This window comes from Aeromonas sp. ASNIH5 (assembly GCF_002902865.1).
Classification (GTDB): Bacteria; Pseudomonadota; Gammaproteobacteria; order Enterobacterales; family Aeromonadaceae; genus Aeromonas; species Aeromonas caviae.
This window is the reverse complement of record NZ_CP026122.1, coordinates 1,104,226-1,127,893: the sequence shown is the minus strand read 5'-3', so window position 1 is coordinate 1,127,893 and position 23,668 is coordinate 1,104,226. Positions and strand designations below refer to the sequence as shown.

The window sequence follows — 23,668 nt, the reverse complement described above, 5'->3', positions numbered from 1 at the left end:
GAACAGAGTGTGATCCCCGGGCTCAGCCCCTGGTCGGAGCGGCGCTCCCCTGGGGGCGATAGCTGCGATGCCAGAGGGTGACAAAGATGATGAGGTAGCAGGCCCAGGTCAGCAATTGCAGGCCGGCCGGTGAGGCGTTGTAGCCAAACAGGGCGCGCAGGAAGGTGCCGAATACCCCCTGATCGTCGAGGATGTGGCTGATGTTGAAGACCGGCGTGGTCCAGAAGGTGATGACGTCCGCTGCCTGCAACATGTTGACGGCGGACGAGAGCAAGCCTGCGGCGATGATGATGATGAGCAAGCCGGTCCAGCGGAAGAAGGGGGCCAGCGCCACCTTGCGGGTGGAGCGCAGCAGCCCCCACACCAGCACCACAGAGACCAGCAGCCCCGCCAGCGCCCCCATCAGCCCCTGGTGCAGATCCACCCCTTGCCCGGAGTAGACCAGGGCCGAGAAGAACAGCACGGTTTCAAAGCCTTCGCGCATCACCGCCAGGAAGGCGAGCAGTACCAGACCAAACAGGTTGCCACCGTCGATGGCGGCATCGATGCGCGCCGTCATGGCCCCCACCTGGGATTTGGCCTGTTTTTGCATCCAGATAGCCATATAGGTGAGCACCAGGGTGGCGAACATCAGGATCCCCGCCATCAGCAAATGGTTGTAGCGCTCGCTCTCGAACTGGCTCACCACCACCTGGAACAGGAAGGCGACGACAAGGGAGGCGACAAGACCGAGGCCTACCCCCAGATAGATGAACTTGTTGTAGCGGCTCGCCCCCAGCTTGGCGAGGTAGGAGAGGCAGATGCCGACCAGCAGGAAGGCTTCCAGCCCCTCGCGCAGGGTAATGAGAAAACTTGCGAACATCAGGATTGAGGCTCCGTATCGGGCGTGACGGGGAGGGGCTGCAGGGTCAGTTGCAGCCGATTGAGTTGCACTATGGGTGGCTCCGGCAAGCTCGGCTCGGCGGCGCGCACCGCATCATTGACCCACTTGGGGTAGGTGCGGAAATTGAGTTTGATATCGGCCTTGAAGGGCCCCCGGGCATCCGCCGGCAGCGGCCAGGCTTCATCGCGCCAGCCATCGGCCGGGATGCGGGTGTCTTCAATGAGCTTGGCGTAGCGCCAGAACTTGAGCCCCACCGGCTTGCCCTCGGCATCGCCGAACACTTTTCTAAATAGCCGCGCATCCTCAGGGACGGCGCCGTTTACCGGCTGGCCGCTTTGGAGCACCAGCTTGCCGCTGGCGTCGGTGACGGTCAGCTCCAGCCAGAGTTCACGGAAATCGGCGACCCCGGTGGGCAGGGCGTGGCCGGCGCCGGTATTGGCGACTCTCACCACCAGCGCGGGTTGGCCACTCTGGTTTTCAATGCGGGCCGAGAGGGTGGCGCTGGAGCGCAAGAGCGCCAGGCTCTCCTGCTCGAGGGTTGCACTTCTCAGCCCCACCAGCTGATGCTGGGCGCCGGTAAAGTTGTGGTGATAGAGCCGTTCTTTCACGGTGCCGTTTTCGGTGGACTGGCCCGCCACCGGCGCGCCGCCGTTGCCCGGCTCGGGGTTCATATGGCAGTCGATGCAGGTGCGCCGTTTGGCAGGATCTTCGGCTTTGGCGAAGCTGGATTTTTCCCACTCATCCCAGGTGTTGACGATATTGGCGCCGGTGCCCGGGGCAAACTCGTTGTGGCACGACTTGCACAGGGCCGCGTCCCGGTAGAAATCCTTCTGGTAGGAGGCCTTGTGCATGGCGGGGCGGGCGTTGATCTGCCGCTCGGCCAGCCAGTGCTGGAGGCTGCCTCCCGGGGCATCTTCGAACACATAGCTCTCGCGGTCTTTCAAATTGACCGTAAAGGCGCTGTTGCCGCCGGCATCCTCGAGCTTGGTGATGCGATGACAGAGCACACAGCCAGTCCCTTCCTCAACCACAGGTTCGCCCGCCTTGTGGGCGGCAATGAGCGAGGCTCCGCCCTGCTCGAACATGTGGGAGCCCTTGGGCAGATCAGTCTGGCCGTTCATCACCTGCTGGGGCATGTGACAGCCCTGGCACCACTGGCCGAAGGCTTCGCCCTCGGTTTCGCGGGCCAATGCCTGCACCACCTTGTAGTAGGGGTGGGAGTTGCCCATCAGCCGGTGGTTGCTCTCGCTCCAGTCCTGGAACGCCTGTTGGTGGCAGTTCTGGCAGGAGGCGGAGTTGAGCCACTCCTTCGGGTGAGTGGTCGGCGCCTTGGCAGGATCCCTGCGCGGGGCATCGAGCCTGAGCCAGTTGGCCAGATAGGGGAGGTTGCCGTCACTGGTCACGAAGGCGTGCAGATCCTCCATCATCGCCTGCACCTCGGGCTGGGGCCTCGCGGGGTCAACCGCTTCGGCCCCATCGCGGGTGTCATGACCCATGCCGCCCTGGGTCTGCTGGGTCATGCGCAGGTATTCGCCGATAAAGTCCCCCGCCACCATGTTGGCGAGGTTGGCGTGGCCGTTGATGGCGTTGTCACCGCTCTGCTGGCGATGGGCCGCCATCAGATAGCGGTTGGTGAAGTTGAACCCGTCCAGATGGCAGGAGTTGCAGCTCATCCAGTTGTCCCCCGCCATGGGGAAGCGGCTATTGGCGGCAGTATTACCCAGGTTGAACAATCGTTCACCGCGCTTGAGGGCTTCGGGGCGGGGATCGGTCTCTACCAGTTTGGCGAAGTGGGGCACATCGACGGTGACCCGGGCAAACGGGCCGCTGCCGCCGCTATTGAGGCGGGTGAGATCCTGCCCCATGACGTTGTGGATCAGGATGTGGTCGCCATCGATCAGCAGATCGCGCGGATTCTGGCCCGGCAGGTGACGCACGAGCTGGGTCGCCTTGGCGCCCCCCTGAAACTTCTTGCGGCGGTGGCGGTTGCTGTTCTGCTTGCCGCTGCGCGACAGGTCGAACACCAGCAAGTCTTCGGAACCCGCCAGGGTCAGGTAGACCCGCTTGCCATCGGCGGCGAAGCGCGCCGCGAACGGGTTGGAGACGATCTGGCTGCGGTTGCCGACACTGGGCAGGTTGATCTGCAAGAAGAGCTGTTTTCTTTCATCGACCCGCTCCTTCTCTTCATCGAGATCGATGATGGAGACGGCCGGGAAGACGGTGCTCTGAAACTGGAAGGGGTGGTCGAAACTCCACAGCACATGGGGCAGCCAGGCTTCGCTGCCATCGGGGGCGAGGGCGATGCCGTCCAGCAGGCGCGGCAATCCCTGGGAGTCGCTCGGGGTATCGCTGTGGGTTTCCGCCAGGGTGATGAGCTTGGGCTTGGGCAGAGTAGCCCCCTTAGCGTCTTTCTCAAGCTTGGCAAGGTCATAGATGGCGAGCTGGCCTGTCATGGCGTGGGTGAGCAGCAGGCGATCGTCGTCGGTCAGTGCCAGCCCGCGGGGAGTCTCGGCGGTTTTTGCATCCAGCTGGAGGTTGCCCGTGCTGTCATAAGCCTGAAGGCGCCCTCCCTCGAACAGCGTGACCCAGAACCACTGCCGCTTGGGATCGAAGATGACGCCATAGGGCCTATGGCCGGTGGGGATCGCCTTTTCCAGCTCGAGTTCATCATCCAAGAGCAGCAGGCGATCGCCGCTGTAATCGGTGACCAGCAGGGTGCCGTCATCGGCGCGGGCCAGCTGGCGCAGATCGCCCCCCAGCTGCACCTCGTTGAGGCGCTTGCCAGTGCCCCGCTCGAGCAGGGTGACGGAGCCGGCATTCTGGTTGGCGGTGACGAGGCGCGGAGCACTCCCCTCGTCATAGGCAATCATGGCGGTGCCCATCTCCCGGGCCGAGGCGGTCCCCAGCAACAGGGTGGCCAACATCAGGGATAACAACAACTTCAACATAAGATCAGGTGCGCCATTTCAAGATGGTCCAGCGCCAGGCGTGGCGCAGCACCAGGGGCGTCAACGCGAGGGCGCTCAGCCAGTGGGCCCAGCTGGCAAGGTTGCCGAGGCTATCCCCCGGGGTGCCGTGCAGTACCAGCAGCAGGCCGCTGGCCAGACAGACCAGCAGCAAGGCCTCGATGATGCGGCCCGTGGTGCGCAAAAAAGGCTTGCGGCTCTTGCGCAGCAGGCTGCGATGGGAGAGCCAGAAGGCGCCAAACAGCAGGGGAAACAGGGTGAGCGAGAGGGCGACGTGCAAAAACAGGTTCCAGCGCGCCAGGGACCAGGTCGGCGTCAGGGGTTCCCACAGCAGCAGGCCGGAGAAAAACATCAGATAAAGGGCACCCTCGGCCGCCTGATGGTGATAGGCCAGCCACTGCCAGCATTGTCGTGGTGAGAGGGAAAGACTCGTCATGGGTGCTCCAGCTCCCGGGCGGTTCAGCCCGGGGCGAGCAAGTTTACAATGCAGTAAGGGTAATGAAAAGAGTTATCAATTCGGCTCTTGATGAATAGACCCTGAATGGCGCCGGGCCCTATTTGTGCTCCGCCAGCCGCTCGGTCACCGCATAGATAAGTGCCGCGGTGGAGAAGGCGAGGAAGACGATGACCGACCACTTCATCTCGATCTCGTTGCCGGTGCCGTCGTCGAGGAAGGCTTTGAGCACCTCAATGCCGGCGATGGTCACCAGGGAGTTGATGACGATGAGTTTGAGGGATGCGAAGTTGATCTTGCTGAGCCAGTTGTCGCCAAGGGCCGCTCGCTGCTCCGGGGTCTTGATGAACTGCACGTAGCCGCAGATGGCCACCAGGATCAGCATCTGGGCCACCAGCACGAAGTCCACCAGGGTGAGTACCCCCGTGATGAGGTCCAGATAGTGGATGTCGATGATGTCGCGGCACAGCACATAGAGCTGCATGGCGAACTTCACCATCAGGAGGGCGACACAGATAAGGATGCAGACATAGAAGGGGAACATCATCAACCGGCTGCCGTTGAGCATGACGTTGAAGCGGCGCATGGGAAACTCCATCGAAAAGGAAGGCAGCCAGAATATCCGGAAAGAAAGGAGCGGGAAAGCGCCTTGGCGCCTCCCGCCCGGCCTAGAGGGGGAAGGTGGGAAGGCCCTGGAACAACTGCTGCAACCCCTCGCCCCAGGCCTTTCGCAGCGCCACGAAATGGGGGTTCTGTTCGGTGATGCGGTGCAGGTTCTCCGCCGAGAAGCTGCCCTCGTGATAGACCAGGGCATCCAGAGGCAAGCCCACCGACAGATTGCTGCGCAGGGTCGAGTCGATGGAGATGAGGGCGCACTGCAGGGCGGTCTGAAGCGGCGTCTCATGGTGAATGATGCGATCGATGATGGGTTTGCCGTACTTGCTCTCACCAATCTGGAAGTAGGGGGTGTCGGCGCTCGCCTCGATGAAGTTGCCCTCCGGATAGATGTGGAACAGGCGGTGGCGCTCCCCCCGGATCTGCCCCCCCAGCAGGATGTTGCAGCCGAAGTTGATATGGCCCTGCTGCTGACCCCCATCCCGGCTGATGACGGTGCGTATGGTCTGGCCGATGAGGGCGGCAGCCTCGTAGAGGCTGGGGAGGGCAAGGAGCTCCTGCCCCTCCGTCAGCAGGCTGATGACGCTCTGGGTGGTGGCCAGATTGCCGGCGCTTTGCAGCACTATCACCCTGTCCTCCCGGGTGAAGAGGTGCAATTTGCGGAAGGTGGCGATGTGATCCACCCCCGCATTGGTGCGCGAATCGGACGCAAACACCATGCCGTCTTGCAGGCACATGGCGACGCAATAGGTCATGACCGCACTCCCGCCAGGACTCTCCCGGTCTTCATTGCTGCTGTCCATCCAGGCGGGTCACCTGCGCCTGGCTCTGCAACTGTTCGCACCCGCCGCCATAGCGCACGCCGCGCACCGGACAGGCATCCAGATAATCCATGCCGACCGCGAGCTTGAGGTGCTCGCTGGTGGAGCTGGTGAGGTTGGTGACGTCGAACGTGTGCCAGCGCTCGTCGATCCACACCTCGGCCCAGGCGTGCATCGCCACGTGGCTGTTGTCCTGGCTGTAGAGGTAACCGCTCACGTACCGGGCCGGCAGGCCGGCGTGGCGGCAGCAGGTCAGGAAGACATGGGTGTGGTCCTGACAGACGCCGCTGCCCGAAGCAAGTGCCTCGTCGGCGCTGAAGGTGGCATCCGTGCTGCCGGGCTGATAGGGCATCAGCACCAGGATGCGTGCCATCAGGCTCTGCAAGTCGGCCAGGGTCGGCTCCTCTGGCAGGCAGGCCTTCGCGAGATCCTGCAGGGCCGGGGTCGGGCGGGTGAGGGGGGTGGGCCTCAGGTAGCTCAGGGGAGAGATAAGGGAGGACTCCTCATCTTCCGGGGCGTCGTCGCAGATCTCCACCTCCCCGTGGGCGCGGATCAGGATCCCCTCGTGGGGGGACTCCAGGCTCAGCACGTGCAGTATGTTGCCGTAACCGTCCGTGGTGCAGGTGGCCTCCCCCGGCAGCTCCAGCTCCCAGGAGAGGATCTGCTGGCGGGCCGTGCTGTGGGGGGTCAGGCGCAGATACTGGGTACTGCGGCGCACCACGTCGGCATAGTGGTAGCGGGTCTGGTGATCGATGATGAGTCTCATAATACCTCCAGGTAGGCGGCGTGGATGCTCTGGCCGATGGCGCCGATGTCGCTGAGGAAATCACTCAGGTACGCCTGCATGCCGAGGGCAAAGACATCGTCGATGGCGCCATAGGTCAGATGGGCGTTGAGTATGGTGGTCAGGCGCCGGGGCGTCTGACCGGCGTTGCCCTCGATCTGGGCCAGGATCAGCTCCATCTCGTCGAGGCAGGCCCGCAGGGAGCGCGGCACTTCATTGCGCAGGATCAGCAGCTCGGCGATGGAGGCATGGGAGAGCGTCTTGTAGAGGGTCTGGTGGGCCTCGTAAGCGCCCACTGACCGCAACAGGGCGTTCCAGCGGTAGAACTCGCGCACGCTGTCCTCGTCCTCCCGGATCACCTGATACTTCACGGTCAGGATGCGCGCCGTGTTGTCGGCCCGCTCGATGAAGGTACCAAGGCGCAGGAACCAGAGCACGTCACCGCGCATGATGGTGCCATAGGTGGCGCCGCGAAACTGGTGGGAGCGCTCCTTGATCCAGTCGAAGAACTCCTGGGCCTGGCCGCTGGAGAGGCCCGCCTGGCGGCGCCGGCGGATCTCTATCCAGGCGGCGTTGATGCTCTCCCACACCTCACCGGGGATCTTGCCCCGCACGGCGTGGGCGTTGTCCCTGGCCATGCGCAGACAACTGAAGATGCTGCTCGGGTTCTCCTCGTCGAAGCAGAAAAATTGCAGCAGGTTCTCCATGTTCACCTGGCCGTAGCGGGCCAGGAAGGGCTCATGGGTGCCGCTGATGGTGAGAGGCGCCACCAGCTCGCTGTGATCGGCGTCGATGGAGGGCATCAGCGACATGGTCTGGGTGACGTCCAGCATGCGCGCCGTGTTCTCCGCCCGCTCCAGGTGGCGGGACATCCAGTAAAGTTCGCTTGCGGTGCGGCTCAGCATGGGCTGCCCTCCATGACCCAGGTGTCCTTGGTGCCACCGCCCTGGGAGGAGTTGACCACCAGGGAGCCTTCGGTGAGGGCGACCCGGGTCAGGCCGCCCGGTACCAGGCGCAGCTCCTGCCCCGTGAGAACGAAGGGGCGCAGATCGATGTGGCGGGGGGCGATACCGGCGTCGACGAAGGTCGGGCAGGTGGAGAGGGAGAGGGTCGGCTGGGCGATGTAGTTGTCCGGCCGCGCCTTGAGCAGCTCGCGAAAACGGGCCAGCTCCTCGCGACTGGCGCAGGGGCCGATAAGCATGCCGTAGCCGCCGGCGCCATGGACCTCCTTGACCACCAGCTCCTCCAGATTGGCCAGCACGTGGGAGAGGGCAGCCGGCTCGCGGCACTGCCAGGTGGGCACGTTGTTGAGAATGGGATCTTCCCCCAGATAGAAGCGGATCATCTCCGGCACATAGGGGTAGATGGACTTGTCATCCGCCACCCCGGTGCCGATGGCATTGGCCAGCACCACGCCGCCGGCGCGGTAGACCGAGAGCAGCCCGGGCACGCCGATGAGGGAGTCCGGGTTGAAGGCGAGGGGATCGAGGAAGTCGTCGTCGATGCGGCGATAGATGACATCCACCCTTTTCAGCCCCGTGGTGGTGCGCATCAGCACCTGACCATCCTTGACCACCAGATCCGCGCTCTCCACCAGCTCCACCCCCATCTGCTGGGCGAGGAAGCTGTGCTCGAAGTAGGCGCTGTTGAAGCGCCCCGGGGTCATCACCACCACGCAGGGGTTGTCCACCGGGCTGCTCTCGCGCAGGGTCTGCAGCAACAGGGCCGGGTAGCGCTCCACCGGGGCGATGGGCTGGTTGTGAAACAGCTCCGGGAAGAGGCGCATCATCATCTTGCGGTTCTCCAGCATGTAGGAGACCCCGGAGGGGGTGCGCAGGTTGTCCTCCAGCACATAGTACTCACCGTCGTGGTTGCGGATGATGTCGACCCCTGTGATGTGGACATAGGTGTCCCGGTGCAGGTCGACCCCCTGCATGCAGGGCTGGTACTGGGCATTGGTGAGGATCTGGGCGGCCGGGATCACCCCCGCCTTCAGGATGCGCTGATCGTGATAGATGTCGTGCAGAAAGGCATTGAGGGCGGTGACGCGCTGGCGGATCCCCTTGTCCAGATGTTGCCACTCCCGGGCGGGAATGATGCGGGGAATGCTGTCGAACGGGATGAGGCGCTCGGCGCCGTCCCCATCCCCGTAGACGTTGAAGGTGATGCCGACCCGGCGAAACAGCAGGTCGGCCTCTTCACGCTTGCGCTCTATGCTCTTCTCGTCGGTCTGGTGCAGCCACGAGAGGTAGGCGTGGTAATGATCGCGAAACTGGTTGTCGGTGAGCAGCATCTCGTCGTAACAACCGGGTCCGGGGGGCTTGATGGGCAGCATAGGCAACTCCTTGTGACGTCCCTGCGTACATCACAAAGTGCAAGGGCTGTGCCAGCCAATTGAGTCGCTATCGAGGCCAGTGTCAGTAATTTTTTATTGAAAAATCATATGGATGACATTTATGTCATCAAGGGGCAATGCAGGGCGCACCAGAGTGGTACCCCATAGAGGGTAAGCCTGCGCCATCTTGTGGCAACAGGCCATGAGGGCAAGGGACGGGCGCATCGGGATGCGGGGGCGGGAGGCGACCGCCCTTGCCCCGAGGTGGGGCAGGGGGTAAGAAAGAACCCGGCCGATGGCCGGGCTTGGGGTGATTCAGGCACCGGGAGTGGAGGGGCGGCCTGCTGGCCTCAACGTTCAACCTTCTGGCAGGGGATCATGCAGGGACGGGGCCAGGGCAAACCAGGCCGAAGCCAGGTCCGGGCTGCCCAGCGGCGTCGCGGCCATGAGGTCACGAACGTCAAACTCGTCCGGCACGCGGGCGGCGTGATGTTCCCAGACATGATCCAGCGTGGCTTCTTGGCGTGCGGGCAGGGCGACAATCTCGGCGGGGCTGCAAAGCCCGTGGTACAGGAGCTGGGGAGCATAATCGAGCATGAGCTGCTCCCGGCAGGCCGTGCGGATGTCGTCCCTGCTCCTCAGGTGACGCAAGGCTTCCAGGTTGCCAGCTAGCCAGCCTAGGCGGGCTGCCTCGCAGCCGAGATCGTGCCAGGCGGCCAGTTTGTCCGTCGCGTCGGCCAGTTGCTGATTCATCTGTCGGCGCATCCGCTGCAGCAGTTGGCCCAGGGGTGTGCCGTCATCCAGGGATTCATCAGGCCAGGCCAGAATATCCTTCGCCACCTTCATCAGGACGGGCATGCTGTCTCCCTCGGCGGTGCCGACCAGATCGCACAGTTGCAGGGTAGGGGCGATGCGATTTCGCAGGAATTTTCCCTGGGCACCACACCGCTGCATGCAGTGTTGCAGAGAGGTTCGCATCAGTTCGACGGCGACGGCCTTGACCAGGCCTGCGTCGGTCTGAAAGCGGGAGGAGTGCCGTCCATCCGGCAAATGTCGTTGCTTTATCCCTTCGTACAGCGCCATGGCGGCCAGCCCCGTCACATAGGCACGAGTCAGTATCCGGCGGTGCAGGGCATGGTGCGCCAGCGGTATGACCCGACCGTTGTGGGCGTGCAGCGGTCGTTGCTGCGCGTAGTGAATGGCCAGTGCGAGGCTCAGTTTCAAGCCGGGGATCAGGGAGGCGGTCAGCACCAGTTTTCCCCACTCAACACGGCGCAGGGAGCTGAAGAAAATGTCGCGTTGGCTGGCAAGACGAGAGTGAAAGACGCCCCCAGCACTGATGTCGTGCTCATGACCCCTGAGCCATGCCCAGCGGGGGAGCGCCACCTGCTCGAAGGTGATGATGGCGTGATCCACCACGTCGAAGTAGGGGAGATCGAGCACGTCCGGGCTGGAGACGCTGACCCCCTGACACAGTGCGCCACGGGTGTCCCGGCAGGGCACCAGAAAGGGATGAATGCCACAGTCTTGCTCGCCGACCCACAATCTGGCCATCACCACGCTGCTCTTGGGTTGCCCTTCCAGGGCGATGTAGGGCATGTACTTGGCGGCATGCCGATGGGGGGTATGGAGGATAAAACCGTCAGTGGCACTGTCGTAGCGGACTTCGGTTGACATGCTCATGGCATTGTTGCCACAACCCAGTTCGGTGACCAGATAGAGCCCGTGAGTGCGCAGGGCCAGAGCCTCCTCAATCTGGCCGATGATCTCCGGATGGTGCCGATCCCCCAGCTCCAGCAGCGTGCCGAGATAGAGATTGTAATGACTGGCCAGCAAGGGGCAGAGCCCCCCTTGCCGGGTCAGGCAGGGAGACTCCATCAGGGTGAGGAGGGGGGCCAGGTCGTCAACGATATCCTCTTGCCCGAGTGCAGCCGTGCTGGCGACAGTGTGGAAAATCCGGTAGATGGCCCGGGTCCGTTGTGCCTTCTCGAGATGATGGAGATCGGGGAACAGGGTGTCGTTGAGTGCCAGAGCATGCAGGCGACTGGCCAGTGAAGCAGGGTGTGACATGCTGGCTCCTTGACTGGATAGATCCAAATGGTCCTTTTCGAATCAATCATAGTCTTTGGGATCTCTGTGACACCCTGGTGACGCGCCTAGGGACGAGTAAGAGTCGTCATCGAAGGCCATGGGGAATCAGGAAAGCAAGCAGGTGGCGGTTTGGCGCGCCATCGGGCAGGGGGGCCGTGGACAGGCCCGGAAGAGCAGATATGAAAAAGCCCAGCCAAAAGGCTGGGCTTTAAAATGTGGCTCCCTCGACAGGACTTGAACCTGTGACATACGGATTAACAGTCCGCCGTTCTACCGACTGAACTACGAGGGAATTGGCTCCTCCTACTGGACTTGAACCAGTGACATACGGATTAACAGTCCGCCGTTCTACCGACTGAACTAAGGAGGAATAGCCTGTCTCGTCGAGACGGGGCGGATATTAATGGCCCATCTCCTGGGTGTCAACCCGCCTGTCGGCGTAAAAAATGGCTTTTTGGCCCGTTTGCCCAAAACTTGGGCAGCGCGGACTATTTTCAGCACAATCAGGAGCTTGAGATCGCGCCTTCGGTCGGGTTGTGCCTGCTTGGTATCCTGATTCCCGCATACTGCCAGGAGGAGGCGTGGTGTCGTTCATCCGCAGAGTACCGTGCCCGGGGAAACCTGTCGTGGCGGGAAACGGCGTTGATATTCGGGGTGTCACCGACAATATTGCGCGCTCATGGCCATTTCTTGATCCCGCCCATCGAATTATCTGGCCGGGTCGGGTATGGTTGCCTTCGATACCATCGCCGCGTCGACAGCTCTGCCGGCCCTTGATGATGATCGGGTGCCGGTTCACCCCGGCCTTTGTCTCCCTCTTCTGGTATTACCCTAGACATGCACAATCAAGCTTCCTTACAAGGCGTGAAGCTGGCCATCGCATTGCGCCAATCCTGCATTGACGAACCCTACAGCGTGGCGCGCTTTGGCCGCGACCTCATCGCCGGCATCACGGTCGGCATCATCGCCATTCCCCTTTCCATGGCACTGGCCATCGCCAGTGGGGTGCCGCCCCAGCACGGGCTCTATACCGCCATCATCGCCGGCATCGTCATCGCCGTGACCGGGGGATCCCGCTTCTCCATTTCTGGCCCCACTGCCGCCTTCGTGGTGATCCTCTACCCGGTGGCCCAGCAATTCGGCGTGGGCGGCCTGTTGATGGCCACTCTCATCTCGGGCTGTTTCCTGGTGGCCATGGGCATGGCGCGTCTCGGGCGCCTCATCGAGTACATTCCCCCCTCGGTGACCCTGGGGTTCACCGGTGGTATCGCCATCGTCATCGCCACCCTGCAGATCAAGGATTTCTTCGGCCTGCAGGTCCTGGAGATGCCGGAAACCTATCTGGGCAAGGTGCAGGCGCTGGCTCATGCCCTGTCAAGCTGGCAGTGGGGAGACACCCTGGTGGGTGTGGCAACCCTGGCGGTGCTGCTGCTCTGGCCGAGATTGCGCCTGCCGGTACCCGGCCATCTGCCCGCGGTGCTGGTGGGGGTGGGGCTCGGGTTTGGTCTGCACCAGTTCGGGGTGGACGTCGCCACCATCGGCAGCAAGTTCAGCTATACCCTGGCCGATGGAACCCAGGGCATGGGTATTCCCCCCATCGCGCCGACGCTGGTGATGCCCTGGGCGCTGCCGGGGCCGGACGGGGCGCCGGTGGAGTGGAACCTCGCCGCCATCGAGCGGCTGCTGCCCGCCGCCTTCTCCATGGCCATGCTGGGGGCCATCGAATCCCTGCTCTGCGCCGTGGTGCTCGATGGCATGACGGGTCGCAAGCACAGCTCCAACGGCGAGCTGGTGGGGCAGGGCCTTGGCAACATCCTGGCCCCCTTCTTCGGTGGCATCACGGCGACGGCCGCCATCGCGCGCTCCGCCGCCAACGTGCGGGCAGGTGCCACCTCGCCCATTTCCGGTATTGTCCATGCGCTGGTGGTACTGGCCGCCATCCTGGTGCTGGCTCCCTGGCTCTCCTGGTTGCCGCTCTCTGCCATGGCGGCCCTGTTGCTGCTGGTGGCCTGGAACATGAGCGAGGCCCACAAGGTGGTGGATCTGGTGCGCCGGGCGCCCAAATCCGATGTACTGGTGCTGCTGGTCTGCCTGTCGCTGACCGTCATCTTCGACATGGTCATCGCCATCACCTTCGGGGTGATCCTGGCCTCTTTGCTGTTCATGCGCGAGATAGCCAAGATGACCAGGCTGCACAACCTGGCGGATCACAAGCGCTATGCCAGCGAGGTGTCCCCCTCGACCCTTGTCTACAAGATCAACGGGCCACTGTTCTTTGCCGCCGCCGAGCGGGTCTTTGACGAGTTGCTTGCCCAGGTGAAGGACCACAAGGAGTTGATCCTGCAAATGGAGGCGGTCTCCATCCTGGATGCTGGCGGTCTCACCGCCTTCCAGCAGTTCGCAAAACGCATGGCCAAGGCGGGGGTCCGTCTCAAGGTGGCTGAATTGCAATTCCAGCCCCTCAAGACCCTGGCGCGGGCCAAGGTGCGTCCGGTGGCGGGAGAGCTGGAGTTCTACGGCTCGCTGGAAGAGGCTATTCGAGGAGAACATTTGCACGAAGCGGTTGAAAATTGATGGAAAGGGATAGGAAACGGCATATTTTTAGTCACTTGGTTCGCTTATTGAGCAAACAGTGGCAAAAGATAAAAAATTGCATTGACCGCCTCGCGCCTATCCCTTACATTACGCCCCGTTCCAGCGCAACGGCGCAGCGAATTCGTGTTGGCTGAACACGTTAAAGCACAGACCAAAATTGGGTGCGGTGTCCGAGTGGCTGCCCACCGACGAAGTCGGCAAGATGCACGCGCAGCGTGCTCCGAAAGCCACTTCAAGCAGTGAAAATTTGGTGAGGTGTCCGAGTGGCTGAAGGAGCACGCCTGGAAAGTGTGTATACGGCAACGTATCGAGGGTTCGAATCCCTCCCTCACCGCCAAATTGCAAAAAACCGACCTCATGGTCGGTTTTTTGCTTTGGGGAAGCGTCATCAGCTTGTACAGATCTAGTTATCACCTGACACCGGCCTCAAACCGGTGTCTTGTTTACGCTACTTTAGTGCGCACTTCCTTCGGTATCAATTTCAGACCCTTCTTGAACATGCTGTAGGGGGTCTGACCCTCCATCATCCTGCCCTGATGTGGCCGCTCGGTGTTGTAGTGTTCCAGGTAGCTATCCAGGTCTGTCTGCATCTGTTCTACCGACTCATACCAGGTCGTCCTCCCCTTGATACGGAAGTGCTCATCCAGCAGTGTGCGGTGCAACCGCTCGATAAAGCCATTGCTCTGCGGCCTGCGTACCTTGGTGGTCCGGTGCTCAATCCCCTCCAGTTGCAGGAACAGCTCGTAGGGATGATGGTCAGGGCGCCCACAGAACTCGCGCCCGTTGTCCGACAAGATGGTATAGACCCGAGCCTCATGGGCTTCGAAGAACGGCAGGACCGTTTCATTGAGCACATGAACCGAGGTCACCGGCAGCTTGCTGGTGTAGAGCCGTCCCCAGGCGTGGCGGCTGTAGCAGTCCAGTACGGTTTGCAGATACACCTTGCCCACCCCCTTGAGTGCGCCGACGAAGAAGGTGTCGACCGCCACCAGTTCCCCGGTGTAGTGAACCTCAATTTGGCGTTCGCGAAACTCGGGGCTGAAGCGCTCGAGCAGGCGGATCTGCTCGTCATTGAGCTCAATCGTCTGTTCCCTGTGGGTTTTCTCGAGGCGCAGCAAGCGGTCATGCTTGGAGAGCAAGTCGTGACGTTGCCACACGCCACGCACACCGCCCGCACTGACGTTGATGCCTTGCAGAGCCAGTTCTTGCGCGACCCGCAGCGGGCCATGGGTTGGTCTGGTGAGAGAGTAATCGAGGATGGCCTGTTCAATCTCGGGAGCGACCCGGTTGGGATGCGCCCCTTTACAGCCGGGTAGTTTGTCGAGCAAGCCCTCGGCGCCATAGGTCTGATAGTTACGGCGAATTTCGTAGAACTGCTGACGGCTGTAGCCGATGAGCTTGCAGGCTTTGCTGACGTTATTGAGCTCTTTGGCGAGCTCTAGCAGACTGAGTTTACGACGTGCTACTTTCTCGTTGGTGGTCATACGGTGACTCCAGATAACACGGTAGGGGTACCGTTTTGTTATCCGGTTTGAAGCCGTATGACCACTCCCTTTTGTGGGCAACTGTCAGGTGAATACCATCTCCATACAATCAGCTCATCTCGAAGAGGGGGGGGGGGGGTGAGAATCCTCGCCGGGTTCGAGCAGAGCAGCTTGCTGCGATGAACGGCCACAGGCCGCCCCGAAGGGGTGAGCCACGCAGTGGCGAATCATCCCTCCCTCACCGCCAAATAAAACAAAAGGCCCCGTCGAAAGACGGGGCCTTTTGTTTATCAAGGGCTGGTTTGACACTTCTCTGTGGCCGGTCTCAGACCGCTTGCTCAGGCCAGCTTCAACATCGGCATCTGTTCGCGTTTGTCACAGTGCGTCAGATGGACCCGGCTGGTCAGGCGGGTCAGCAGCTCGTAGGGGATGGTGCCTATCTTTTCGGCCACCTGTTCCACCGGCAACCCTTCCCCCCACAGCGTCACCTCGTCTCCCACCTTGTCGCTGGCCGCCGGCCCCAGATCGACGGTGATCATGTCCATGGAAACCCGACCCACGATGGGCACCCGGCGGCCATTGATCAGCATGGGGGTACCTTCGGGCGCCATGCGGGGGTAACCATCGCCATATCCCGCGGCCACCACGCCGAGGGTAGTATTTCGATCCGCCACCCAGTGTCCTCCATAGCCGACCGCCTCGCCCTGCTGGCAGGCGCGGGTGGCGATGAGCTGGCTCTTGAGATTCATGACCGGGCGCAGGTCATGGTCGGCGGCAAGCTGACCGGTAAACGGGGAGGCGCCGTAGAGCATGAGGCCGGGTCGGATCCAGTCGCTGCGCGATGCCGGCCAGGCGAGGATGCCGGCGGAGTTGGCCATGGCCCGCTCGCCCGGCAGATGAGCAGAGAGGCGGTTGAATTCCTCGATCTGCAGCCGGGTGGCCTGGGTATCCTGCTCATCGGACTGGCTGAAGTGCGTCATCAGATGGAACGGCTGCACCACGTTGCGACAATGGCTCAGCCGCTCGATGAAGGCGGGCAGCTCCAGGGTGCGCAGCCCGAGCCGGTTCATTCCGGTATCGAGCTTGAGCCACACCTTGATGGGGGCGGGCAGACTGGCCTGCTCGAGCAGTGCCAGCTGCTCCCAGGTATGCAAGGTGGTTTGCAGTTCGTGTTTCGCCAGCAGCGGCAGCGCCTCGGCACTGAAGAAGCCTCCCAGCACCAGAATGGGCTTGGTGATGGCGTTGGCACGCAGCACCAGCGCCTCCTCGACCCTTGCCACCGCATAGGCATCGGCCTGGGCGAGGGCGTGGGCCACCTGCAGCAGCCCATGGCCATAGGCATTGGCCTTGAGTACCGCGATGATCTTGCTGTGGGGGGCATGGCGGCGCACCACGGTGAAATTGTGCTGGAGTGCATCGATATCGATGCTGGCCGTAACTGTGTTCATCATGGGTCGGGTGTCTGCTCGATGAGTAGTTGGCTGATGGTTTCAATCCCGATCCGGTGATCCTGGCTGCCGGGACGAGCAAACGGGGGTCACTGAATCATGTTTTTTATATGCTTTAAAATGTAAAAAGATGTTATCAGTTGTTTTTTTGTTGGTAAATTATGTGGCGAATAGGAATGCGTAAATGCGCAAAATACGGAATATTCCTCGGTATAAATTTCCCTGCCAACGCTTTCTCTGGCTCCCTATCGGGCAATATTTATCACTGGTTTTTCCCCTTAAAACGGGAGGGGGATCGAGCCGTTTTCGCACATTGTTGGCGGTTTTTCGCACCGGCTGCGTGCAGGTGGGGTTGCCGACCCCTGGCCAAGGTGTGGGGAGGGGCAGGTGCATGGCAGAGGAGAAAAGCAGGCTACCAGCTCCATGGGGGGTGAAGGTGGAACTGCCGGATTAAAGAGGGCATCTCGTCGAACCGGCGAGTGGTGTACGCCACCAAGAAAGCTTGTGGCCGGCTTGGTGGCGCACGCGGCCGGAGAGACAGGTCATCCGTGGCCAGGGATGGTGAAGCATGGATGTGGGCCGGTTAATTAATCAAGCGGCGAAGATCAGCCTTGAACAGCAGGGCGGGTTATTTCTTAAAGGCTGATAATAAATATCGTTTGCGCGTTCATTTTGGTTGGTGACATATAATTAAATAAAATTTAAAGGTATATGTTTTTAGCTACTTTTGACGCGGAAAAAAGCCTGTAACTGGTAGCATAAATATTGGATCAAATAGTGTGACAACGCTTTCATTCTGATTATTTAACATCACGAACTAACGGGTAATTTAAATGAATTAAATTCAATAACACGCAAAAATACCCCCTAGTGGGTATTTTGGTGGCCCACACCATGCTTTCTAAGTCTATGCTATATATGGATTTTTTAAATCCATGATGATGAGTTTTCTATTTGAATAATGTTCCGTCACTTGATGGAGATCAACATAAAGGGGGAAGGGGAGGCATAGCATTCCCGCAATTAAGCATTTGTCAAACAATGCTCACTGACGGGAATAAGAAGAATGGTCGAGGATACTTTTTTATCGGCTCATGGAATTAATCGCCGTGACTTTATGAAATTGTGCGCCGGGATGGCCGCAACCCTTGGATTAAGCCAGCATGCCGTGGCCAAGATGGCCACCGCGCTTACCAGCCCCGAGCGGCCGCCGGTGATCTGGATAGGGGCGCAGGAGTGTACCGGTTGCACCGAATCGCTGTTGCGCGCCACCCACCCCACCATCGAGAACCTGATCCTCAACACCATTTCGCTGGAGTATCACGAGGTGCTCTCGGCGGCCTTCGGCCATCAGGCCGAAGAGAACAAGCACAATGCCATCGAACGCTACAAGGGCAAGTATGTGCTGGTGGTGGATGGCTCCATCCCGCTTAAAGATGGCGGCATCTACTGCATGGTGGCCGGTGAACCCATCGTCGACCATATTCGCCGCGCGGCTGCCGATGCGGCTGCCGTCATCGCCATCGGCTCCTGCGCCGCCTGGGGCGGGGTGCCCGCCAGCGGCGGCAACCCGACCGGTGCCGTCAGCCTGGAAGAGGCCCTCGGCAACCTCGGCACGCCGATTATCAATATCCCGGGCTGCCCGCCCAATCCCCACAACTTCCTCACCACGGTCGCCTACTACATCACCTACGGCAAGCTGCCGGCGCTCGATGCCAAGAAGCGGCCGCTGTTTGCCTATGAACGGCTCATCCACGAAAACTGCGAGCGCCGTCCGCACTTCGACGCCGGTCGCTTCGCCAAGGAGTTCGGCGACGAGGGCCACCGTCAGGGCTGGTGTCTCTATCACCTGGGCTGCAAGGGGCCGGAGACCTACGGCAACTGCTCGACCCTTGAGTTCTGCGACGTGGGCGGCGGCATCTGGCCGGTGGGCATCGGCCATCCCTGCTACGGCTGCAACGAGCAGGGGGTGGGTTTCAGCAAGGGGATCTTCCAGCTCGCCAAGGTGGAGAATCCCACCCCGCGGGTGAACAAGCCCGACGTGGCCATCCAGGAGGGAGGACACATGTCGCCCACCGCCACCGGCCTTATCGGTGGGGCGCTCGGGGTGCTGGTCGGGGTGAGTCTGATGACGGTGCGCGAGCTCGGTCGCCAGCAGAAGCGCCATGAAGCCGGACAGCACTCATCACGGGAGGAGTGACCGTGAACAGACGCAATTTTCTCAAATTCGCCTCCGTCGGTGCGCTGGCGGCGGGTACCACCGTCTCCGGCACTGCCCTGGCGGCGGCCGAGAACAAGCCGCCCATTCCCGGCGCACTCGGCATGCTCTACGACTCTACCCTCTGCATCGGCTGCCAGGCCTGTGTGGCGGAGTGTCAGCGCCTCAACGGCAACCCGGCCAATCCGGCCGGGGCGCAGACCTGGTCCAACAACGACAAGCTGAGCCCCTACACCAACAACATCATTCAGGTGTGGAAGAGCGGCACGGGTGAGCACAAGGATCAGCTGGTGGATGGCTATGCCTACATCAAGAAGCAGTGCATGCACTGTGTCGATCCCAACTGCGTCTCCGTCTGCCCGGTGCAGGCGCTGACCAAGGATCCCAAGACCGGCATCGTCCACTACGACCCGGATGTCTGCACCGGCTGCCGCTACTGCATGGTGGGCTGCCCGTTCGACGTGCCCAAATATGACTACGACAACCCGTTCGGGGCGATCCACAAGTGCGAGCTTTGCAACCAGAAGGGACTTGAGCGCATCGATCAGGGCAAATTGCCCGGCTGCGTCGAGGTGTGCCCCACCGGCGCCGTCATCTTCGGCACCCGCGAGGCGCTGATGGCCGAAGCCAAGCGCCGGCTGCTGGCCACCCCGGGCAGCGAATATGCCTACCCGCGCCAGACCTTCAGCGCCAACGATCCCTACCTGCACGAGGTGCCCAACTACCAGCCTTACGTCTACGGCGAGAAGGAGGGGGGCGGTACCCAGGTGCTGGTGCTGGCCGGGGTGCCCTACACCAAGCTCGACATGCCTGACTTGCCGGAGCTCTCCTCCGGGGCGCGCTCCGAGCACATCCAGCACACCCTCTACAAGGGAATGGTGCTGCCGCTGGTGGTGCTGACCGGGCTGTCGGTGCTCATTCGCCGCAACACCAAGGACCATCAGGATGGCGACGATCATGACTCGCACGCGGGCCATGACAAGCAATCGGGAGGCAAGGATCATGAGTAATCACAAGGCGTATCCCCTCGGCGGCAAGCTGGTCAGCTGGCCGGTCATGGTGCTGGCGCCGTTCGCCATCCTGTGCGGCATGCTTATTCTCAAGCGCCTCTTCTTCGGGCTGGGTTCGGTCACCGATCTCAACGGGGGTTACCCCTGGGGGCTCTGGATCTCCTTTGACCTCTTGATCGGCACCGGCTTCGCTTGCGGCGGCTGGGCGCTGGCCTGGGCGGTCTACGTCTTCAACCGGGGCGAGTATCACCCCCTGGTAAGGCCGGCCTTGCTGGCGAGCCTGTTCGGCTATTCCCTGGGCGGCCTCTCCATCACCATCGACGTCGGGCGTTACTGGAACCTGCCCTATTTCTACCTGCCCGGTCACTTCAACACCTCTTCGGTGCTGTTCGAGACGGCGGTCTGCATGACGATCTATATCGGGGTGATGGCGCTGGAGTTCGCCCCTGTGCTGCTGGAGAAGTTCGGCTGGAAGGCGTCACTCATTCGCCTCAACAAGATCATGTTCTTCGTGCTGGCGCTGGGGGCTCTGCTGCCCACTATGCACCAATCCTCCATGGGGTCCCTGATGATAGTGGCGGGGGAGAAGATCCATCCGCTCTGGCAAAGCTACGAGCTGCTGCCGGTCTTCTCACTGCTCACCGCCTTCATCATGGGTTTTTCCATCGTGGTATTTGAGGGCTCTTTGGTGCAGGCCGGATTGGCGGGGCGCGGCCCCAACGAGAAGTCGCTGTTTTACAAGCTGACCCAGGTGATTGACATCTTCTTGATCCTGTTTGTGGCGCTGCGCTTTGCCGAGATCGTCATCAACGACAAGTCGGAGTATCTCTCCCAGTGGAATCGCTACGCCTTGATGTTCTGGAGCGAGATCGCCCTGATGATCTTCCCGCTGCTGGTGTTCCACTGGGACAAGAGCCGCCGGGATTCGCGCATGTTGTTTCTGGGGGCCCTCAGCATGCTGCTGGGCGCCGCCCTCTGGCGGCTGGATTACTCCCTGCTCGCCTTCAACCCCGGCAATGGCTACCACTACTTCCCCTCTGCGGAGGAGGTGCTGATCTCCCTGGGCTTCGTCGCCATCGAGGTGTGTGCCTATTTGCTGCTGATCCGGCTCTTGCCGGTACTGCCATCACTTGAACGTGTTCACCAAGATTATCAGGCCCGAGGGAAAGCCAACGTATGAGCCAACGTATCACCATAGACCCCATCACCCGCATCGAGGGTCACCTGCGTATTGACTGTGAAATCGAAGGCGGCGTTGTCACCAAGGCCTGGTCGTCCGGCACCATGTGGCGCGGGATGGAGGAGATCGTCAAAGGTAACGACCCGCGCGATGCCTGGATGATAGTGCAGCGCATTTGCGGGGTGTGTACCTCCATTCACGCCATCGCCTCTGTGCGGGCGGTGGAGAACGCCATCGGCGCCAAGGTGCCGGTCAACGCCCAGTACATCCGCAACCTCATCATCGCGGCCCACAACATCCACGATCACATCGTCCACTTTTACCAGCTCTCCGCGCTGGACTGGGTGGATATCACCGCGGCCCTTGAGGCCAATCCGCAAAAAGCAGCGGACATGCTCAAGGGGGTATCGACCTGGTCCCTCAACAGTGCCGACGAGCTGACCAAGGTGCAGGACAAGATCCGCGCTCTGGTGGCGAGCGGTCAGCTCGGCATCTTCGCCAACGGCTACTGGGGCCACAAGGCGATGAAACTGAGCCCGGAGGTGAACCTCATCGCCGTGGCGCACTACCTGCAGGCGCTGGAGTGTCAGCGCGATGCCAACCGCATCGTCGCCATCCTCGGCGGCAAGACCCCCCACATCCAGAACCTGGCGGTGGGCGGGGTGGCCAACCCCATCAACCTGGATGCGCCGAGCGTGCTCAACCTGGAGCGGCTGCTCTACGTGAAGAGCTTTATCGATCGACTCGGCGAGTTTATCGAGCAGGTCTACAAGGTGGATGCCGCCATCATCGCCGCCCACTACCCCGAGTGGCTGAACCTGGGGCAGGGGGCCAAGCACTACCTGAGCGTGCCGGAGCTGCCCACCGACGCTGACGGCGGCAGCTTCCTGATGCCGGGGGGCTACATCGAAAACGGCGATCTGGCCGGCTATCGTCCCATCGAGAGCCATCAGGATGGCTGGTTGATGGACGGTATCGCCGAGAGTAACAAGCACGCCTGGTACAAGGATGACGAGCCCCTTAAACCCTGGGAGGGCAAGACCGAGCCCGATTACACCGGCTGGCAGGATGACGGCAAGTACTCCTGGGTCAAATCCCCCACCTTCTACGGCAAGGTGGTGGAGGTGGGGCCGCTTGCTGACTTGTTGGTGAAGCTCGCCGCCAAGCACCCGGAGACGGTGGCGCACTTCGATCAGCTGAACGGCATCTACAAGGCGCTCACCGGCTCGGCCATCAAGACTGAACAGCTGCACTCCACCCTGGGTCGCATCATCGGTCGCGCGGTGCGCTGCTGCGTGCTCAAAGATACCCTGTCCCATCAATGGAAGGCGCTGGTGGACAACATCGGCAAGGGGGATACCACCGCCTATATCAAGGCCGAGATCCCGGCGGATAAAGAGTTTCGCGGGGTGGGCTTTGAAGAGGCGCCGCGTGGCATGCTCTCCCACTGGATCGTCATCAAGGATGGCAAGATCGAGAACTATCAGGCGGTGGTGCCATCGACCTGGAACTCGGGCCCGCGCAACTTCAACGACGAACCTGGCCCCTACGAGCAGGCGCTGGTGGGCACCCCGGTGGCGGATCCCGCCAAGCCGCTGGAAGTGGTGCGCACCGTCCACTCGTTCGACCCCTGCATGTCCTGCGCGGTGCACGTGGTGGATACCCAAAATGGCGAAACGACTCAGGTGAAGGTGCTGTGATGAACACCCTGATCCTGGGCGTGGGCAACTTGCTGTTGAGCGACGAGGCCGTCGGCGTGCGCATCGTCGAGGGGCTGGAGCGCAACTACCGTTTCGCCCCCGGCATCGAGCTGCTCGATGGCGGCACCGCCGGCATGGAGCTGCTCGAAGCGATGGCCAGTCGCGACCACATCATTCTGGTGGATGCGGTGCGCAGCGGCAATCCGCCGGGCACTGTAGTGACCCTGAAGGATGAAGAGGTTCCTACCCTGTTTGGCCGCAAGATCTCCCCGCACCAGCTGGGGCTGGCGGACGTGCTCTCGGCGCTGCACATGACGGGGGAATCCCCCAGGCGGCTCACCCTGATCGGGGTCGAGCCCGCATCCCTCGAGCCCCGCATCGGCCTCACCCCCGTGGTGGTGGCGGCGTTGGGGGAGGCGACGGCTCGGATCCTGACCTTGCTGGCCAGCCTGGGAGCACAGGCCATCCCGCTCTCCGAGCAGGAGAAGGCCGAGCGAGCGCGGGAGGGCCTATGGCGCAATCCATTGTGAATGAGACCGAGATAGTGAATGTGCAGGAGATCGAGCCGGTGCAGGAGTTTGCCGGTTTTGCCACCAATCCCGCGCCTCTGTTGGTGGCCCAGTACGAGCGGATCGCTCGCGAAGAGATGCAGGCGCTGCCCTTCTATCACGCCACCATGCCCATCGTGGCCGAGTGCGTGCTGTTTGAAGGTCAGTGGCTCGGCTGCGTGCTCACCCCCTGGATGCTGAGCGTGGTAGTGCTGCCGGGGCCGGATCAACTCTGGCCGGTGCGCAGCTGCAGCGATCGGCTCGCCCTGCAGCTCCCCTGCGGCAACATGACCTTTATGGTGGGGGCATTGCCCGAGACGGGGCAACTGCTGGCCTGCTCGCTCATGTCCCCCATCGACCCGCATCTGGGGGCCGACGAGGGGCGGGCGCTGGTGAGCAGCACCCTCAAGATGTTGCTTTCGCTTCCGGTGCAGCAGGGGGAGGGCGGCGTGGATCTGGGGCGCCGACGACTGTTCGGGGGACGAAAGTCCTGAGACCAAGGCGTGCCGACAACCGGGCGCGTCAGTTTGAGACAG

Annotated in this window: 18 protein-coding genes, 3 tRNA genes and 1 other RNA gene; 9 read left to right on the top strand and 13 right to left on the bottom strand. The window is 61.8% G+C overall.

The window, feature by feature from the left end; translation table 11 throughout:
• Positions 1 to 22: 22 nt before the first annotated feature.
• The 11 genes from C2U30_RS04960 to C2U30_RS04910 form a co-directional block, all read right to left on the bottom strand.
• Complete coding sequence (locus tag C2U30_RS04960) at positions 23 to 862, bottom strand: FTR1 family iron permease (protein WP_103243307.1); 840 nt, start codon at positions 860 to 862, stop codon at positions 23 to 25.
• Positions 862 to 3,831, bottom strand: coding sequence for a YncE family protein (locus C2U30_RS04955; protein WP_199767346.1), 2,970 nt, complete (start codon positions 3,829 to 3,831; stop codon positions 862 to 864). The genes C2U30_RS04960 and C2U30_RS04955 overlap by 1 nt, the downstream gene beginning before the upstream one ends.
• 4 nt (positions 3,832 to 3,835) lie before the next feature.
• Positions 3,836 to 4,285 carry a hypothetical protein gene (locus C2U30_RS04950; RefSeq protein WP_103243306.1) on the bottom strand — a complete coding sequence of 150 codons (450 nt, stop codon included), beginning with the start codon at positions 4,283 to 4,285 and terminating at the stop codon, positions 3,836 to 3,838.
• Between the two features lie 118 nt (positions 4,286 to 4,403).
• Entirely contained in the window at positions 4,404 to 4,889 is a 486-nt protein-coding gene (locus C2U30_RS04945) for a YqhA family protein (protein ID WP_010674393.1), read from the bottom strand.
• Positions 4,890 to 4,971: 82 nt separating this feature from the next.
• Positions 4,972 to 5,673, bottom strand: coding sequence for a peptidase (locus C2U30_RS04940; protein ID WP_049636757.1), 702 nt, complete (start codon positions 5,671 to 5,673; stop codon positions 4,972 to 4,974).
• A gap of 31 nt (positions 5,674 to 5,704) precedes the next feature.
• Positions 5,705 to 6,505, bottom strand: a complete 801-nt coding sequence (locus C2U30_RS04935) for a transglutaminase family protein (protein ID WP_103243305.1) — start codon at positions 6,503 to 6,505, stop codon at positions 5,705 to 5,707.
• Positions 6,502 to 7,428, bottom strand: a complete 927-nt coding sequence (locus C2U30_RS04930) for an alpha-E domain-containing protein (protein ID WP_039038937.1) — start codon at positions 7,426 to 7,428, stop codon at positions 6,502 to 6,504. The genes C2U30_RS04935 and C2U30_RS04930 overlap by 4 nt, the downstream gene beginning before the upstream one ends.
• On the bottom strand, positions 7,422 to 8,858 hold the full coding sequence (locus tag C2U30_RS04925) for a circularly permuted type 2 ATP-grasp protein (RefSeq protein ID WP_010674397.1): 1,437 nt from the start codon (positions 8,856 to 8,858) through the stop codon (positions 7,422 to 7,424). The genes C2U30_RS04930 and C2U30_RS04925 overlap by 7 nt, the downstream gene beginning before the upstream one ends.
• Before the next feature lie 357 nt (positions 8,859 to 9,215).
• On the bottom strand, positions 9,216 to 10,928 hold the full coding sequence (locus C2U30_RS04920; protein WP_103243304.1) for a hypothetical protein: 1,713 nt from the start codon (positions 10,926 to 10,928) through the stop codon (positions 9,216 to 9,218).
• Between the two features lie 237 nt (positions 10,929 to 11,165).
• Positions 11,166 to 11,241: transfer RNA gene (locus C2U30_RS04915), tRNA-Asn, on the bottom strand.
• A gap of 2 nt (positions 11,242 to 11,243) precedes the next feature.
• A tRNA-Asn gene (locus tag C2U30_RS04910) sits at positions 11,244 to 11,319 on the bottom strand.
• Between the two features lie 467 nt (positions 11,320 to 11,786).
• On the opposite strand from C2U30_RS04910, the gene dauA reads away from it, so the two are divergent.
• Positions 11,787 to 13,523: a C4-dicarboxylic acid transporter DauA gene (dauA, locus tag C2U30_RS04905; protein WP_103243303.1), complete on the top strand. Its 1,737-nt coding sequence runs from the start codon at positions 11,787 to 11,789 to the stop codon at positions 13,521 to 13,523.
• Between the two features lie 270 nt (positions 13,524 to 13,793).
• Positions 13,794 to 13,881: transfer RNA gene (locus C2U30_RS04900), tRNA-Ser, on the top strand.
• Positions 13,882 to 13,987: 106 nt separating this feature from the next.
• On the opposite strand, the gene C2U30_RS04895 is transcribed toward C2U30_RS04900, so the two are convergent.
• The gene (locus C2U30_RS04895) at positions 13,988 to 15,028 is read right to left on the bottom strand and encodes an IS481-like element ISAs19 family transposase (RefSeq protein WP_103243302.1); all 1,041 of its coding nucleotides are present in this window, start codon (positions 15,026 to 15,028) and stop codon (positions 13,988 to 13,990) included.
• A gap of 117 nt (positions 15,029 to 15,145) precedes the next feature.
• Here C2U30_RS04895 and C2U30_RS04890 point away from each other — a divergent pair.
• A non-coding RNA gene (locus C2U30_RS04890) (RtT sRNA) lies at positions 15,146 to 15,275 on the top strand.
• 91 nt (positions 15,276 to 15,366) lie between these two features.
• On the opposite strand, the gene alr is transcribed toward C2U30_RS04890, so the two are convergent.
• The gene (gene alr / locus C2U30_RS04885; RefSeq protein WP_171865750.1) at positions 15,367 to 16,479 is read right to left on the bottom strand and encodes an alanine racemase; all 1,113 of its coding nucleotides are present in this window, start codon (positions 16,477 to 16,479) and stop codon (positions 15,367 to 15,369) included.
• A 1,063-nt stretch (positions 16,480 to 17,542) separates the two neighbouring features.
• Between alr and hybO the strand changes: the two genes are divergently transcribed.
• Genes hybO through hybE form a run of 6 tightly spaced genes read left to right on the top strand, consistent with a single transcriptional unit; the run spans position 17,543 to position 23,626 of the window.
• A complete protein-coding gene (gene hybO, locus C2U30_RS04880; protein ID WP_042008183.1) occupies positions 17,543 to 18,676 on the top strand; it encodes a hydrogenase 2 small subunit in 1,134 nt (377 codons plus the stop codon).
• A gap of 2 nt (positions 18,677 to 18,678) precedes the next feature.
• Entirely contained in the window at positions 18,679 to 19,704 is a 1,026-nt protein-coding gene (gene hybA, locus C2U30_RS04875) for a hydrogenase 2 operon protein HybA (protein ID WP_103243301.1), read from the top strand.
• A complete protein-coding gene (hybB, locus tag C2U30_RS04870; protein ID WP_103243300.1) occupies positions 19,697 to 20,884 on the top strand; it encodes a Ni/Fe-hydrogenase cytochrome b subunit in 1,188 nt (395 codons plus the stop codon). The genes hybA and hybB overlap by 8 nt, the downstream gene beginning before the upstream one ends.
• The gene (gene hybC / locus C2U30_RS04865; protein ID WP_103243299.1) at positions 20,881 to 22,584 is read left to right on the top strand and encodes a hydrogenase 2 large subunit; all 1,704 of its coding nucleotides are present in this window, start codon (positions 20,881 to 20,883) and stop codon (positions 22,582 to 22,584) included. The genes hybB and hybC overlap by 4 nt, the downstream gene beginning before the upstream one ends.
• On the top strand, positions 22,584 to 23,114 hold the full coding sequence (locus tag C2U30_RS04860) for a HyaD/HybD family hydrogenase maturation endopeptidase (RefSeq protein ID WP_103243298.1): 531 nt from the start codon (positions 22,584 to 22,586) through the stop codon (positions 23,112 to 23,114). Before hybC ends, C2U30_RS04860 begins: the two co-directional genes overlap by 1 nt.
• Entirely contained in the window at positions 23,096 to 23,626 is a 531-nt protein-coding gene (gene hybE / locus C2U30_RS04855) for a hydrogenase-2 assembly chaperone (RefSeq protein ID WP_103243297.1), read from the top strand. Before C2U30_RS04860 ends, hybE begins: the two co-directional genes overlap by 19 nt.
• Positions 23,627 to 23,668: the final 42 nt, after the last annotated feature.